Below are 12,041 nucleotides of genomic sequence, written 5' to 3'. Positions count from 1 at the left end.
CCGCAGACATGACCCATGAAGACGAGCGTGAGCTCGAAGCCGAGCTCACCCGGTTGCAGCAGGAACACCGAGATCTCGATGCCGCGATCGATGCCCTGCATCAATCGCCTGCCCCCGACCTATTGCGGCTGCAGCGGTTGAAGAAGCGCAAGCTGTTGTTGCGCGACCGCATCGCGTTCATCGAAGACCAGATCACGCCCGACATCATCGCCTGATCGGCCCCCGCGCTGCCGTGACGCCTCCCCGCGTCTGAATCCGCTTGACTCAAAAAGAACAAAATAGGAACATTCCTGCGCCAGACGCCCCAGGAAACGCCCAAGGAAACTCACAAAGGACAACGCAGATGCCGGCACCCGCCCTTTTGGACAACAGCCACTATGAACAGGCCTGCGATCAGGCGATCGCGATGTGCGACGGCAATCTGCGCAGTACCATCAAGGCACTGATCATGGCCAACGAGTATCTGGAGGCGGAACTGGAGGAATTGCAGGCGGCGATTTCCGCCGGCTGCATTCCCGAAATCACGCGCAGCAAGGTGCGGAGCAAGAGCAGCGCCGCTTAACTTTCAACATTGGAGCAACGCCATGTCGGATGTGACCTACTACGTTGCAATGCCTTTCTTGATCGATGCCGACGGATCTCCCGTCGCAGGCGCGGCGGAGGAGTGTCAGTCCTCGTCGGCAGCACTACGGCGCGCCGAGATTCTGGCGCGCGGCGCCGGCCATATCGGCGCGGTCGCCTTCAGCCGCAGCGGCGATCCCATGACCGGCGAATTCGGCGACGCGACACTGCTGCGCAAATTCGGCAACGTCCCGGAAGATCTCGCCACGCTATAGGATCAGTTACTGACGAGCCTGATCCGCGGCTCGTGCCGGCGGCGCGCCTTGCGCACATACATGGCGGCATCGGCCTCTTCCAGGGCGCGGCCTGCGTCGGAATGCGGACCGAGCAAGGCGATGCCGGCGGAGGCGCCCGCAGTGACCTGCTGGCCGCGGAAGTCGAAGGACAATTCGTCGATCGCCTGCTCGAAGGTCGCGGCCTTCGCCTTGGCATCGGTCTCGTTGAGATTCCACAACAGCAGCGCGAACTCGTCGCCGCCGAGCCGGCCGACCACGTCCGAGGCGCGGACCTGCCGTGTCAGCGTCGCGACAATCGCCTTGAGCACCTCGTCGCCGGCAGCATGGCCGAAGGAATCGTTGATCGGCTTCAGCCGGTCGACATCCAGCACGATCAGCGCGCCGCTGGCGCGATACCGCTTCATGTAGGCAATGGCGCGCGTGAGTTCGCGCTCGAAGCCGCGCCGGTTCGGAATCTCGAGCAGGAAGTCGGTGTCGGCGGCCGCCTCGAGTTCCGAGACCCGCAGCAGGGCCGCCTTGAGCTTGCTACGCAGGCCGCGGATGGTCGCCTTGCTGTCGCCGGCAACCGGCGCTCTGCGCGAGGCCAGCCTGGCCGGGCGATTCGAGACGGCTTTGGATGGGCCGGCGCTGGTCTTCCGGCCCTTTTTGGCCTTCGTAGCGCTCGCCCTTTTTGGTTTCTTCATGGGCATCCTGCTCAATGAAGGCTTGCGGGGATTCACCAAGACAGGATAGTGCATTCCCTTCTCCTTGCCACCGCCTTGCGAGCCGCCGGCCGGAACCGTTAATCTGGCCTATGTTTCTGTTTTCCCGAGCACAATTGACGTCATGACCGCGCCGATCGCCATCATCATGGGAAGCCAGTCGGATTGGGACACGATGCGGCATGCCGCCGAGACGCTCGACGCGCTCGGCGTCGCCGCCGAGACCCGCATCGTTTCGGCCCACCGTACCCCCGACCGGCTGTTTGCCTTCGCCAAGGGCGCCAAGGCGGCAGGTTACAAGGTCATCATCGCCGGCGCCGGCGGCGCTGCGCATCTGCCGGGCATGGCGGCGGCGCTGACGGAACTCCCGGTGTTCGGCGTTCCCGTCGAATCGAAGACGCTCAAGGGCCTCGATTCGCTCTATTCGATCGTGCAGATGCCCGCGGGCATCCCGGTCGGCACCCTCGCCATCGGCAAGGCCGGCGCGATCAACGCGGCGCTGCTTGCGGCTGCCGTGCTGGCATTGTCCGACCCGGCCCTGTCCGGCCGCCTCGCCGCCTGGCGCAAGGCGCAGACCGACGCGGTTGCCGAGCGTCCGGAGGACAAGGCGTGACTGACGCAAAGCAGGTGAAGCTGAAGCCCGGCGACACCATCGGAATTCTCGGCGGCGGACAATTGGGGCGGATGCTGGCGATGGCTGCGGCGCGGCTCGGCCTGCGCTGCCAGGTGTTCTCGCCCGATCCGGATTCGCCGGCCTTCGACGTCGTGCTGAACGCGACCTGCGCCGAATATGCCGACGTCGAAGCGCTGGAGCTGTTCGCGAGCGACGTCGACGTCATCACCTACGAATTCGAGAACGTGCCGGCGGCCGCCGCGATGGTGCTGGACGCGCGCCGCCCGGTGCTGCCCAATCGCAAGATCCTCGAGACCACCCAGGACCGGCTCGCCGAGAAGGATTTCGTGACGAAGCTCGGCATCGGCACTGCGGCCTATGCTGACGTCACCTCCGTCACCTCGCTGCGCGAGGCGATCCTGAGGATCGGCCTCCCGGCGGTGCTGAAGACCCGCCGCTTCGGCTACGACGGCAAGGGCCAGACCATCATCCGCGACGGCGACGACATCGCCAAGGTGTGGACCAGCCTCGCCACCAAATCGGCAATCCTGGAGGCCTTCGTGCCGTTCGAGCGCGAGATCTCGGTGATCGCCGCGCGCTCAGTCGCAGGCGACGTCGAGTGTTTCGACGTGACCGAGAACGAGCATCGCGACCACATCCTGAAAGTATCGCGCGCGCCCGCACCGATCCCGGACGCGCTCGCGGACGAAGCGCGCAATGTCGCGAGCAAGATTGCGACTGCGCTCGACTATGTCGGCGTGCTGGCGGTGGAGATGTTCGTGCTTGCCAACGGCACCGGACCGAAAGTGCTGGTCAACGAGATCGCACCACGCGTGCACAATTCCGGGCACTGGACGCTGGATGGCGCCTCCGTCTCGCAGTTCGAGCAGCACATCCGCGCCATTGCCGGCTGGTCGCTCGGCAAGCCGGTGCGCCACGGCGAGATCGTCACCATGACCAATCTGATCGGCGACGAGATCAACGACTACGACAAGTGGCTGACCGTCCCGGGCGCGACCGTGCACATCTACGGCAAGGGCACGCCGCGCCCCGGCCGCAAGATGGGCCACGTCACCGAAGTCAGGCCGCCCAAAGGCAAGTGAACCAAGGCAAGTGAGGGGACTGCAGCAGAGGCTGCAATCCCCTCACTTCAATCACGCCGTCTTCACGCCCGCGACGACGCCGGTGGGCTCCTCGCTGAGCCAGCGATAGATCACCCCGCCGAGCGCACCGCCGATCAGCGGCGCAACCCAGAACATCCAGAGCTGCGACAGCGCCCAGCCGCCGACGAACAGCGCGGGGCCCGTGCTGCGCGCCGGGTTCACCGACGTGTTGGTGACGGGAATGCTGACGAGATGGATCATCACCAGCGCGAGCCCGATCGCGAGCGGCGCGAAGCCCGCAGGCGCGCGGCCATGGGTCGCGCCCATGATGATGAACAGGAACATCATGGTCATCACCACCTCGGTGAGGAAGCAGACCATCATGCTGTACTGACCGGGCGAATGCGCGTCATAGCCGTTGGACGCGAAGCCCTTGGTGACGTCGAAGCCGGGAGCTCCGCTCGCGATGACATAGAGCAGCCAGGCGGCCACGATCGCGCCGGCCACCTGCGCGACCACGTAAGGCAGGATCTGGCCGGCCGGAAAGCGCCCGCCGGCGGCAAGACCGACCGTGACAGCCGGATTGAGATGACAGCCCGAGATGTGGCCGATCGCGTAGGCCATCGTGACGACGCTCAAGCCGAAAGCCAGGGACACGCCGACCAGACCGATTCCGACCTGCGGGAAGCCGGCCGCGATCACCGCGCTGCCACAACCTGCGAATGTGAGCCAGAAGGTGCCGATAGCCTCGGCAGCATATTTTTTCATATCCATTGTCGTCCCCTCATTTCAAAGATTCCGGAACAAAGCTCCGGTCGCCCCGCCCCGGGCGTCAAACCGCCCAAATCGGGGCCGCACAAAGGTATTTTCGCCGCATTTAATGGCCGAACTTGGCCCGAAAACCCGCTTCGCCGGTGGACATCCCGGGTTTTGTCTGATACATCCGCGCGCTCAAGGTTAAGGGCGCCGGGCTTTTTGCCATCCCCTTTGACTTACCAGAATTCAAATCCGATCCACTGAAGAGGATGCCGCGTGCAGGTTCTCGTTCGCGATAACAATGTCGATCAAGCCCTCAAGGCGCTGAAGAAGAAGATGCAGCGCGAGGGGATTTTCCGCGAGATGAAGCTCCGCGGTCATTATGAAAAGCCCTCCGAGAAGAAGGCCCGCGAAAAGGCCGAGGCCGTGCGCCGCGCGCGCAAGCTGGCCCGCAAGAAGCTGCAGCGCGAAGGCCTGCTGCCGATGAAGCCGAAGCCGGTGTTCGGCGCCGGCCCCGGTGGCGAGCGTGGTGGTCGTGGCGGCCCGGGTGCAGGTCCGCGCGGTCCGCGCTGATCTTTCCGGATTTACCAGACTTCAGTTTTCGATGACGCGGGCCCAGAGCCCGCGTTATTGTTTTGTAGCGGTGCCTTTCTGGGACGGGGCACTACCGATGCGGAACCAGCGCGAGCGAACCGTAGATGGCCTCCCCTCTCCCCGAGCGCCGCTTGGCGCGACGACGCGCGATCTGGCGCCAGCCGCTCGCGCTGACTTTGATGGGAATCGCGCTGTGCGGCTGCTCCTTCGACCTGGGATCGCTGATGCCGGAGAAGGAGAAGCCGCAGGAGGCACCGAAGGCGGCGGCGACTGCCGAGAGCGCGGTCAGCGCCGGCAACGTCACCGAAGCCCAGGCCCACACCGCAAAGGCCCAGTCTCTCGCCAAGTCAGGCGAGACGGCGGCCGCGCTCGACGAGTTCAATCGCGCCGTCGGGCTCGATCCCTACAATGCGCAGGCGCTCTACGGCCGCGCGCTCATCTACCAGGGCAATAACCAGCACGATTTCGCCGTCGCCGATTTCAGCGCGGCGAGCGGGCTCAACCCGCAGAAGGCCGAGCCGCTGCTCGGCCGCGCCACCAGCTATCTCGCGCTCGGCAAGGTCAAGGAAGCGGCGGCCGACCTGGATGAAGCCTCCGAGGCCGATCCGCACAATGCCCAGGTCTGGACCGCGCGCGGACAGGCCTATGAGCGGCTCGGCGACAGGGCCAAGGCGGCGGCGTCCTACAACAAGGCGGTTGCCCTGCGTCCACGCGACGATGCCGCCCGCAGCGGCCTCGCCCGCGTCGGCGGCTGACAGGCGCCCTCTTAGTCGGGGGTGGAGCTTTTCGGCAGGACGGAGTGGAACATCGACTTCATGCCCGACAGCATCTCGTCCGCGACGTTGGTCTTCTTCGGCCGAGGCATGGCCCCACCGGCATCGGCACGCAGGTCGAGCGGCGGCGCGATCACCGGCACGGGAATGTCAGCCGGCGGCGTAATCCGATTCGGATCGTCGTTGCCGACCGAGGCCGTGTAGGACGGCGGCGAGCCGGCATTGCCATACGCCTCGGGTGAGGGCGTGGACACCGTGATCGGCGGCGGCAACGGACGGACCGCGGACGGCTCCGTCGTGACGACACGCGGGGCCTCGGGGACACGGGCGGCCGCGGGCTCGGGGGTCCGCTCGACCGGCCTGGGTTCGGCAGCTTTGGCTTCGGCAGCTTTGCCCTCAGGCGACTTGCGAAGACGCTCGATGGCGGCCCGCGCCAGATCGTTGGCGTCAGGGGTGGCAGCCGGGGACGCAGCGGCCGGCGCGGAATTAGCCTCCACCACCGGAGCGGTGGCTGCCGGGGCCGACTTCGCGGCTGCCTTCTCGCGCACCGGGGGGCGGCCGTGCGAGGCGGTGTCGGCGGGAGCTGTGTCCGCAGCCTTGGTCTCTGGCTTGTCGGCAGGCTTCTCGGCCGCAGCCTTGTCCGTCGCACTCTTCTCGGAAACGCTCTTCTCGGAGACGCCCTTGGCCTTGACGCCGGGCGCGGGAAGGTTGGCGGTGTTCGTCGGCTTGGCGTCCTTGCCGGCCTCGGCAGGCGCAACGACCGCCGCAGGGGTGTCGGCCGCCGGCTTGGCGTTGATGTAGTGGTTAACGATGTAGGCCCCGATGATCGTCGCGAGCACCGAGGGGAAAATATCCATCGAGATTTTAGCGAGGTATTTCAGCATTTCTCGGCCACTCCCCGCGCGACCAGATGCGGGAACTTTGGGGCAATTGTAAGGGATCAACTGCGACGGATCGATGGCAAAGGGTAACGCCGGACCCCGGACTTACGCCTTCAGCTCGATCTCAAGGAACACGATCTCAGTTGAGGTTTCGTTAAGTACGTCGTGTTGGACGCCGGCCTTGCGGAAGTAGGATTTCCCGGCGGCAAGCTGCGCCTTGGACCGCTCGCCATTGGGCGCCACGATGGTCATTTCGCCGGCGACGACGGGAACAATCACATAGTCCATCCCATGGGTGTGGTGCCCGGTCGCGCTGCCCGGGGCGAGCCGCCATTCGGTCACCCGGACCTCTTCGTTGTCGATCTGGACCTCGGACTTGGCGGCAAGCATCGGGAACCTCTCCTGGGACGTAGCGCTTCAGGGCACGAAAACCATGAACACGTAGACGGCAAATACCACCATATGGACCAGGCCGAACAGGACATTGGTCCTGCCTGTGCCGAAGGTCAGCATGCTCAGGAAGAAGGTCAGCAGCAAAAGGACGCTGCCCTGGGCGCTGAGGCCGAGCTCGAGCTCCTTGTCGAGCGCGTAGGTGGCGACGCCGACGGCGGGGATGGTCAGGCCGATGGTCGCCAGGGACGAGCCGAGGGCGAGATTGATGCTCTTCTGGAGATCGTTCTTGCGGGCGGCCGCAATGGCCGCGACACCCTCCGGCATCAGGATCAGCAGCGCGACCAGAAGGCCGGCGAAAGCCGGTGGCGCGCCGATCCTGGCGCCCACGGCATCGACCACCAGCGAGAATTTCTTGGCCAGCAGCACGACCGCCAGCAGCGAGACCAGGAGCAGCGTCACGGTGAGCGCGAGCGCTCCGGCCGACAGGTGCATTTCCCCGCCCTCGCCCTCCGCCCGCCCATGGACGAAGTAATCCTTGTGCAGGACGGTCTGGGTGTAGAGGAACACCGCGTAAAGGGCGAGCGTGACCACATCGACGAAGCCGAGCTGAACGGTCGAATAGACCGGTCCCGGCGTGGTGGTCGTGTAGTTCGGCATGATCAGCGTGATGGTCGCGAGCGCGAACAGGACGCTGAGATAGACGTTGGCGCCGGAAAGCTGAAAGCCCTGCTCGCGATAGCGCAGGCCGCCGATGAAGATGCAGAGCCCGACGAGGCCGTTGCAGACGATCATCACCACCGCGAACACCGTGTCGCGTGCCAGTTCCGGCGCCGGCTTGTCGCCCAGCATGATCGTGGTGATCAGCGCCACCTCGATGATGGTCACCGAGAGCGTCAGCACCAGCGTGCCATAGGGCTCGCCGACCCGTTCGGCGATCACTTCGGCATGATGAACGGCGGCGAACACCGTGCCGAACAGGATGACCAGAAGGACGATGGCGAAGACGAGCCCGGCCAGCGACAGCGTGAAGACGTAATCCGTCACGCTGACGGCCACGAACAACAGTACGGCCAGCGCCGGAAAGATCCAGGCCGACCGGGGCATCGGACTATGCGCGCTCATCAACCGCTTCCATGTGCTCGAGTGAGCAGTATCAAATCAGGCGCGAGATTCAATGCCAGTGCAGGATCGGCGCGATCGGCAGCAAGGTCAGCAGCAGGAATAACGGGATCAGCACGGCGCCGGCGCGCAGCAGATAGCCGAAGAAGCTCGGCATCTCGATGCCGTTCTCGCTGGCGATGCTGCTGACCATGAAGTTCGGCGCATTGCCGATATAGGTGAGCGCGCCCATATAGACCGCGCCCATGGAGATGGAGGCGAGCGTGCCCGGCAGGACATGCATCAGCACTTGCGGGTCCCCACCGGCCAGCTCGAAGAACAACAGATAGGTCGGCGCATTGTCGAGGAACGCCGACATCAGGCCGGTGGACCAGAAATAGGCGACCTCGCGCGGCGCGCCGTCCGGCGCCGTCACGGCCGACAGCAGCCAGGCGAAGGCGCCGTGATGTCCGGCATTGAGCATGGCAATGACCGGAATGATGGCGACGAAGATGCCCGCGAACAGCTTTGCGACCTCGCGGATCGGCTCCCAGGTGAAGCCGTTGGCCTGCCTGTGCTCGTCCGGCGTCAGCCAGACCGACAGCGCCGCAATCGCCAGCAGCGCCACGTTGCGGGCGAGGTCCTCCAGCTCCAGCTTCGTTCCGAGAACGTCGAAGGCGATGCCGGGCTTCCACATCGCCGACACCAGCAGGCTGGCGACGATGGCCGCAATCAGCACCAGATTGACGAGGCCGCGGATCCGCACCGGCTTCCCAGGACCCGCGTCGCCGAGCGGCGGCTCGCTCCTGAAACGCCAGACGTCGACGGCGACGAAGATGACGAGCAGCAGTCCGGCAACGATCACCGTCTGCAGCCAGATGTTCCGCGTGGTCCAGAAGAAGTCGACGCCGTGCAGGAAGCCGACGAACAGCGGGGGATCGCCGAGCGGGCTCAGCGCGCCGCCGACATTGGCGACCAGGATGATGAAGAAGATGACGACATGAGCGTTGCGGCGCCGCGGCCGGTTGGCGCGGATCAAGGGGCGGATCAGGATCATCGCGGCCCCGGTGGTGCCGACGATGCTCGCCCCCAATGTGCCGAGCGCGAGGATGCCGGCATTGGTCACGGGCGTACCCTTGATGTCGCCCGTGATGAGAATGCCGCCGGCCACGACATAGAGCGAGAACAGCAACACGATGAAGCCGAGATATTCGGCGAGCATGGCGTGGACCAGCGCCGCCAGCGTCGCCATGCTCCCTGCGAAGAGCACGAGCGCGCCGAGCGCCAGCAGCGACCACGCCGCGGCGATCTTGCCGTAGTGATGGTGCCAGAATTTCGCGAACAGCAGCGGCCCGAGCGCGATCGACAGCAACAGGCCGGCAAAGGGCAGCGCATAGGGCCAGCGCATCGCCGCACCGTCGATCCCCGACGCCGCCCATGCGGACTGCGGCAACAGTGCGAGGGGCACGGCGATGACCACGCAGCCCCGCCAGGTCGCAAACCGTCTAGGAAGCAATGAAGCGCCTCGCTGTCTCGATCGCGCCGAACGCATCGAGATTGTCGTGTCCGCCGCCCGCAAAGCGAACGAACTGCTTCGGTTCATGCGCGAGCGCGAACAGACGCTCTCCGAACATGATCGAAATGGCAAGGTCATTGGTGCCATGCATCACCAAGAGCGGCACCGTGACGCGCGCGATCCGCTCGTCGGAGCGAAACTGATCGCGCATCAGGAGGCGGACCGGAACGAAGCGGAACGCCGCGGCAGCAACATCGACCGTCGAGGTGTACGGCGCCTCCAGAATCAATTTGCCGACGGGATGTTCGGAGGCGATGGCAACCGCGACGCCCGTCCCCAGCGAAAAGCCCCAGGCGACGATTCGGTCCGCGGCATAGCGGGCGGTGGTGAAGGCGTAGGCGGCCGCGGCATCGCGCAGCAGCCCCTGTTCGCTCGGCGCTCCGCTGGAGCCAGCATAGCCGCGATAGGACAGCGCGACGAGGCCAGTGCCGTCGGCCGTCATCGCCCTGAAGCGATCGACGCGACCGGCGAGGAAATCGCCGTTGCCCGGAAAGAACAAGACCACGGGACGGCCGGGCTTGGCCGGTACGTGCCAGACGATGACCGTCTCGCCATCGGACGTGGTCAGGACATGCTCTTCCGCCTCGGGAATGCCTGCGGCATCGGGTGCGGTGCGGCCGACGGGCGGGATCGGAAACAGCATCTCGCGCTGGCGGACATACAGCACGACGAGACCGACGCAGTAGACGGTCACGAGCAGGATGGCGATCCATTTGACGATGGTCATCATGTGCGCGGCCGTCCCCCAATCCAGACTAGGGCTTGCGACGGCTCCGCAGCAATTTCATGACGTCAGGCCGGAGACTTGCCGGAACGTCGCGACAGCCGCACGCCGCCTTGTGGGCGGCGTGCCAGGCGATGCGCTGCTCGCGCGTCGCCTTGGGCGGCATGCGATGGGACCGGTGCCAATCCTTGTTGATGGCCACGGTCCCTCCCGCGTTACATCGCCTTGACGATGTTCTCGGTGACCTTCTTGGCGTCGCCGAGCAGCATCATGGTGTTGTCCCGGTAGAACAGCGGATTGTCGATGCCGGCATAACCCGACGCCAGCGAGCGCTTGATGAACATCACCGTGCCGGCCTTCCAGACCTGGAGCACCGGCATGCCGTAGATCGGCGAGGACTTGTCCTCTTCGGCAGCCGGGTTGGTGACGTCGTTGGCGCCGATCACGAAGGCGATGTCGGCCTGCGCGAATTCGGAGTTGATGTCCTCGAGCTCGAACACCTCGTCATAGGGCACGTTGGCTTCGGCGAGCAGCACGTTCATGTGGCCGGGCATGCGGCCCGCGACCGGGTGAATGGCGTATTTCACCTCGACGCCTTCCTTCTTCAGGATGTCGGCCATCTCGCGCAGCGCGTGCTGGGCCTGCGCCACCGCCATGCCGTAGCCGGGCACGATGATGACCTTGGAGGCGTTCTTCATGATGAAGGCGGCATCGTCCGCGGAGCCCAGCTTGGCGGGCTTCTGCTCGCCTGTAGCCCCGCCGGCCGCAGCGGTCTCGCCGCCGAAGCCGCCGAGGATGACCGAGATGAACGACCGGTTCATCGCGTGGCACATGATGTAGGACAGGATCGCGCCCGAGGAGCCGACCAGCGCGCCGGTGATGATCAGCGCGGAATTGCCCAGCGTGAAGCCGATGCCGGCCGCGGCCCACCCCGAATAGGAGTTCAGCATCGAGATCACGACCGGCATGTCGGCGCCGCCGATCGGGATGATCATGAGCACGCCGAGCGCCAGCGCAAGGATAACGATCAGCCAGAAGTCGAGCGCACTGCCGCTCATCACCAGCCCGACGATGAAGACGACGAGCAGAACGGCGAGCACGATGTTGATGACGTGGCGGAACGGCAGGATGATCGGAGCGCCGCTCATGCGCGCGGACAGCTTCAGGAACGCGATCACCGAGCCGGTGAAGGTCAGCGCGCCGATGGCGACGCCGAGCGACATCTCGACCAGGCTCTGCGGATGGATGTTGCCGGGGGTGCCGATGTCGAAGGCCTCGGGCGCGTAGAATGCGCCGGCGGCGACCAGCACCGCGGCCATGCCGACCAGCGAGTGGAAGGCCGCGACGAGCTCCGGCATCGACGTCATCGGCACGCGCCGCGCAATCACCGCGCCGATCGCGGCGCCGATCGCGATGCCGACGATCACCAGCACCCAGGCGAGACCGTCTGCCGGCGGATGGTTGGCAAGCGTGGTGGCGACCGCGATCGCCATGCCGATCATGCCGAACAGATTGCCCTGGCGCGACGAAGCCGGGCTCGACAACCCGCGCAGCGACAGGATGAACAGCACTCCCGCCACGAGATACAGAAATGCAGAGAGGTTGGCGCTCATCTCAGGTCCCCATTGATCCCATCAGCCCGAGGTGGCCGCTTACTTCGACTTCTTCTTGTACATCGCCAGCATGCGCTGGGTGACAAGGAAGCCGCCGAAGATGTTGATGCAGGCAAAGATCAGCGCAACGAAGCCGAAGGCGCGCGCCCAGCCCGAGCCGCTCGAAACATTGGCGACGCCGCCGGCAAGCAGCGCGCCGACCACGATCACCGAGGAGATCGCGTTGGTCACGCTCATCAGCGGCGTGTGCAGCGCGGGCGTCACCGACCACACCACGAAATAGCCGACGAAGACGGCGAGAACGAAGATCGACAGCCGGAAGATGAAGGGGTCGACGACCTGTGCAGCATGCTCCATGG

17 protein-coding genes are annotated in these 12,041 nt (G+C 65.5%); 7 read left to right on the top strand and 10 right to left on the bottom strand.

Features of this window, described 5'->3' with window-relative positions; all coding sequences use genetic code 11:
* Positions 1-8: 8 nt before the first annotated feature.
* The 3 genes from JQ592_RS34235 (at position 9) to JQ592_RS34225 (ending at position 836) form a co-directional block, all read left to right on the top strand.
* On the top strand, positions 9-215 hold the full coding sequence (locus JQ592_RS34235) for a YdcH family protein (protein ID WP_018641547.1): 207 nt from the start codon (positions 9-11) through the stop codon (positions 213-215).
* 128 nt (positions 216-343) lie between these two features.
* Positions 344-562: a hypothetical protein gene (locus JQ592_RS34230; protein WP_211407118.1), complete on the top strand. Its 219-nt coding sequence runs from the start codon at positions 344-346 to the stop codon at positions 560-562.
* Positions 563-584: 22 nt separating this feature from the next.
* On the top strand, positions 585-836 hold the full coding sequence (locus tag JQ592_RS34225) for a hypothetical protein (protein WP_018641549.1): 252 nt from the start codon (positions 585-587) through the stop codon (positions 834-836).
* A 2-nt stretch (positions 837-838) separates the two neighbouring features.
* Here JQ592_RS34225 and JQ592_RS34220 read toward each other — a convergent pair whose 3' ends face one another.
* On the bottom strand, positions 839-1,540 hold the full coding sequence (locus JQ592_RS34220) for a GGDEF domain-containing protein (RefSeq protein ID WP_211407117.1): 702 nt from the start codon (positions 1,538-1,540) through the stop codon (positions 839-841).
* A 142-nt stretch (positions 1,541-1,682) separates the two neighbouring features.
* Here JQ592_RS34220 and purE point away from each other — a divergent pair, with 142 nt between their 5' ends.
* Together purE and JQ592_RS34210 are read left to right on the top strand one after the other, a co-directional pair.
* A complete protein-coding gene (gene purE, locus JQ592_RS34215; RefSeq protein WP_211407116.1) occupies positions 1,683-2,171 on the top strand; it encodes a 5-(carboxyamino)imidazole ribonucleotide mutase in 489 nt (162 codons plus the stop codon).
* Positions 2,168-3,274, top strand: coding sequence for a 5-(carboxyamino)imidazole ribonucleotide synthase (locus tag JQ592_RS34210; RefSeq protein ID WP_211407115.1), 1,107 nt, complete (start codon positions 2,168-2,170; stop codon positions 3,272-3,274). Before purE ends, JQ592_RS34210 begins: the two co-directional genes overlap by 4 nt.
* Before the next feature lie 51 nt (positions 3,275-3,325).
* Here JQ592_RS34210 and aqpZ read toward each other — a convergent pair whose 3' ends face one another.
* Positions 3,326-4,048 (bottom strand): aquaporin Z, encoded by a 723-nt coding sequence (gene aqpZ, locus JQ592_RS34205; RefSeq protein WP_211407114.1) that lies wholly within the window; start codon positions 4,046-4,048, stop codon positions 3,326-3,328.
* Between the two features lie 258 nt (positions 4,049-4,306).
* Between aqpZ and rpsU the strand changes: the two genes are divergently transcribed.
* Positions 4,307-4,603 (top strand): 30S ribosomal protein S21, encoded by a 297-nt coding sequence (gene rpsU, locus JQ592_RS34200; protein WP_027545547.1) that lies wholly within the window; start codon positions 4,307-4,309, stop codon positions 4,601-4,603.
* Between the two features lie 125 nt (positions 4,604-4,728).
* Entirely contained in the window at positions 4,729-5,379 is a 651-nt protein-coding gene (locus JQ592_RS34195; RefSeq protein ID WP_211407113.1) for a tetratricopeptide repeat protein, read from the top strand.
* A gap of 11 nt (positions 5,380-5,390) precedes the next feature.
* Here the strand turns inward: JQ592_RS34195 and JQ592_RS34190 are convergent, their stop codons facing one another.
* The 8 genes from JQ592_RS34190 to JQ592_RS34155 all read right to left on the bottom strand — a co-directional run bounded on the left by JQ592_RS34190 (position 5,391) and on the right by JQ592_RS34155 (position 12,039).
* A complete protein-coding gene (locus tag JQ592_RS34190; protein WP_211407112.1) occupies positions 5,391-6,281 on the bottom strand; it encodes a hypothetical protein in 891 nt (296 codons plus the stop codon).
* A gap of 102 nt (positions 6,282-6,383) precedes the next feature.
* The gene (locus JQ592_RS34185; RefSeq protein ID WP_211407111.1) at positions 6,384-6,668 is read right to left on the bottom strand and encodes a cupin domain-containing protein; all 285 of its coding nucleotides are present in this window, start codon (positions 6,666-6,668) and stop codon (positions 6,384-6,386) included.
* Between the two features lie 27 nt (positions 6,669-6,695).
* On the bottom strand, positions 6,696-7,793 hold the full coding sequence (locus tag JQ592_RS34180; protein ID WP_211407110.1) for a calcium:proton antiporter: 1,098 nt from the start codon (positions 7,791-7,793) through the stop codon (positions 6,696-6,698).
* A gap of 49 nt (positions 7,794-7,842) precedes the next feature.
* Positions 7,843-9,321 carry a sodium:proton antiporter gene (locus JQ592_RS34175; protein ID WP_211407109.1) on the bottom strand — a complete coding sequence of 493 codons (1,479 nt, stop codon included), beginning with the start codon at positions 9,319-9,321 and terminating at the stop codon, positions 7,843-7,845.
* A complete protein-coding gene (locus JQ592_RS34170; protein WP_211407161.1) occupies positions 9,275-10,072 on the bottom strand; it encodes an alpha/beta hydrolase in 798 nt (265 codons plus the stop codon). Before JQ592_RS34170 ends, JQ592_RS34175 begins: the two co-directional genes overlap by 47 nt.
* 28 nt (positions 10,073-10,100) lie before the next feature.
* Positions 10,101-10,271, bottom strand: a complete 171-nt coding sequence (locus JQ592_RS34165) for a hypothetical protein (RefSeq protein WP_211407108.1) — start codon at positions 10,269-10,271, stop codon at positions 10,101-10,103.
* A 13-nt stretch (positions 10,272-10,284) separates the two neighbouring features.
* Positions 10,285-11,682, bottom strand: coding sequence for an NAD(P)(+) transhydrogenase (Re/Si-specific) subunit beta (locus JQ592_RS34160; protein WP_211407107.1), 1,398 nt, complete (start codon positions 11,680-11,682; stop codon positions 10,285-10,287).
* 39 nt (positions 11,683-11,721) lie between these two features.
* The gene (locus tag JQ592_RS34155; RefSeq protein WP_014492434.1) at positions 11,722-12,039 is read right to left on the bottom strand and encodes a proton-translocating transhydrogenase family protein; all 318 of its coding nucleotides are present in this window, start codon (positions 12,037-12,039) and stop codon (positions 11,722-11,724) included.
* Positions 12,040-12,041: the final 2 nt, after the last annotated feature.

It is taken from the genome of Bradyrhizobium iriomotense, from assembly GCF_018129405.1.
Classification (GTDB): Bacteria; Pseudomonadota; Alphaproteobacteria; order Rhizobiales; family Xanthobacteraceae; genus Bradyrhizobium; species Bradyrhizobium iriomotense_B.
This window is presented reverse-complemented; position numbering and strand designations above follow the sequence as displayed.

Excerpts from the sequence above, each read along its gene's own strand:
- JQ592_RS34185 (WP_211407111.1), bottom strand. The coding sequence starts at position 6,668 with ATGCTTGCCGCCAAGTCCGAGGTCCAGATCGACAACGAAGAGGTCCGG.
- JQ592_RS34160 (WP_211407107.1), bottom strand. The coding sequence starts at position 11,682 with ATGAGCGCCAACCTCTCTGCATTTCTGTATCTCGTGGCGGGAGTGCTG.
- JQ592_RS34230 (WP_211407118.1), top strand. The coding sequence starts at position 344 with ATGCCGGCACCCGCCCTTTTGGACAACAGCCACTATGAACAGGCCTGC.
- JQ592_RS34195 (WP_211407113.1), top strand. The coding sequence starts at position 4,729 with ATGGCCTCCCCTCTCCCCGAGCGCCGCTTGGCGCGACGACGCGCGATC.
- JQ592_RS34175 (WP_211407109.1), bottom strand. The coding sequence starts at position 9,321 with ATGCGTTCGGCGCGATCGAGACAGCGAGGCGCTTCATTGCTTCCTAGA.
- purE (WP_211407116.1), top strand. The coding sequence starts at position 1,683 with ATGACCGCGCCGATCGCCATCATCATGGGAAGCCAGTCGGATTGGGAC.
- JQ592_RS34155 (WP_014492434.1), bottom strand. The coding sequence starts at position 12,039 with ATGGAGCATGCTGCACAGGTCGTCGACCCCTTCATCTTCCGGCTGTCG.
- JQ592_RS34220 (WP_211407117.1), bottom strand. The coding sequence starts at position 1,540 with ATGAAGAAACCAAAAAGGGCGAGCGCTACGAAGGCCAAAAAGGGCCGG.
- JQ592_RS34190 (WP_211407112.1), bottom strand. The coding sequence starts at position 6,281 with ATGCTGAAATACCTCGCTAAAATCTCGATGGATATTTTCCCCTCGGTG.
- JQ592_RS34170 (WP_211407161.1), bottom strand. The coding sequence starts at position 10,072 with ATGACCATCGTCAAATGGATCGCCATCCTGCTCGTGACCGTCTACTGC.
- JQ592_RS34225 (WP_018641549.1), top strand. The coding sequence starts at position 585 with ATGTCGGATGTGACCTACTACGTTGCAATGCCTTTCTTGATCGATGCC.
- aqpZ (WP_211407114.1), bottom strand. The coding sequence starts at position 4,048 with ATGGATATGAAAAAATATGCTGCCGAGGCTATCGGCACCTTCTGGCTC.
- JQ592_RS34180 (WP_211407110.1), bottom strand. The coding sequence starts at position 7,793 with ATGAGCGCGCATAGTCCGATGCCCCGGTCGGCCTGGATCTTTCCGGCG.
- JQ592_RS34235 (WP_018641547.1), top strand. The coding sequence starts at position 9 with ATGACCCATGAAGACGAGCGTGAGCTCGAAGCCGAGCTCACCCGGTTG.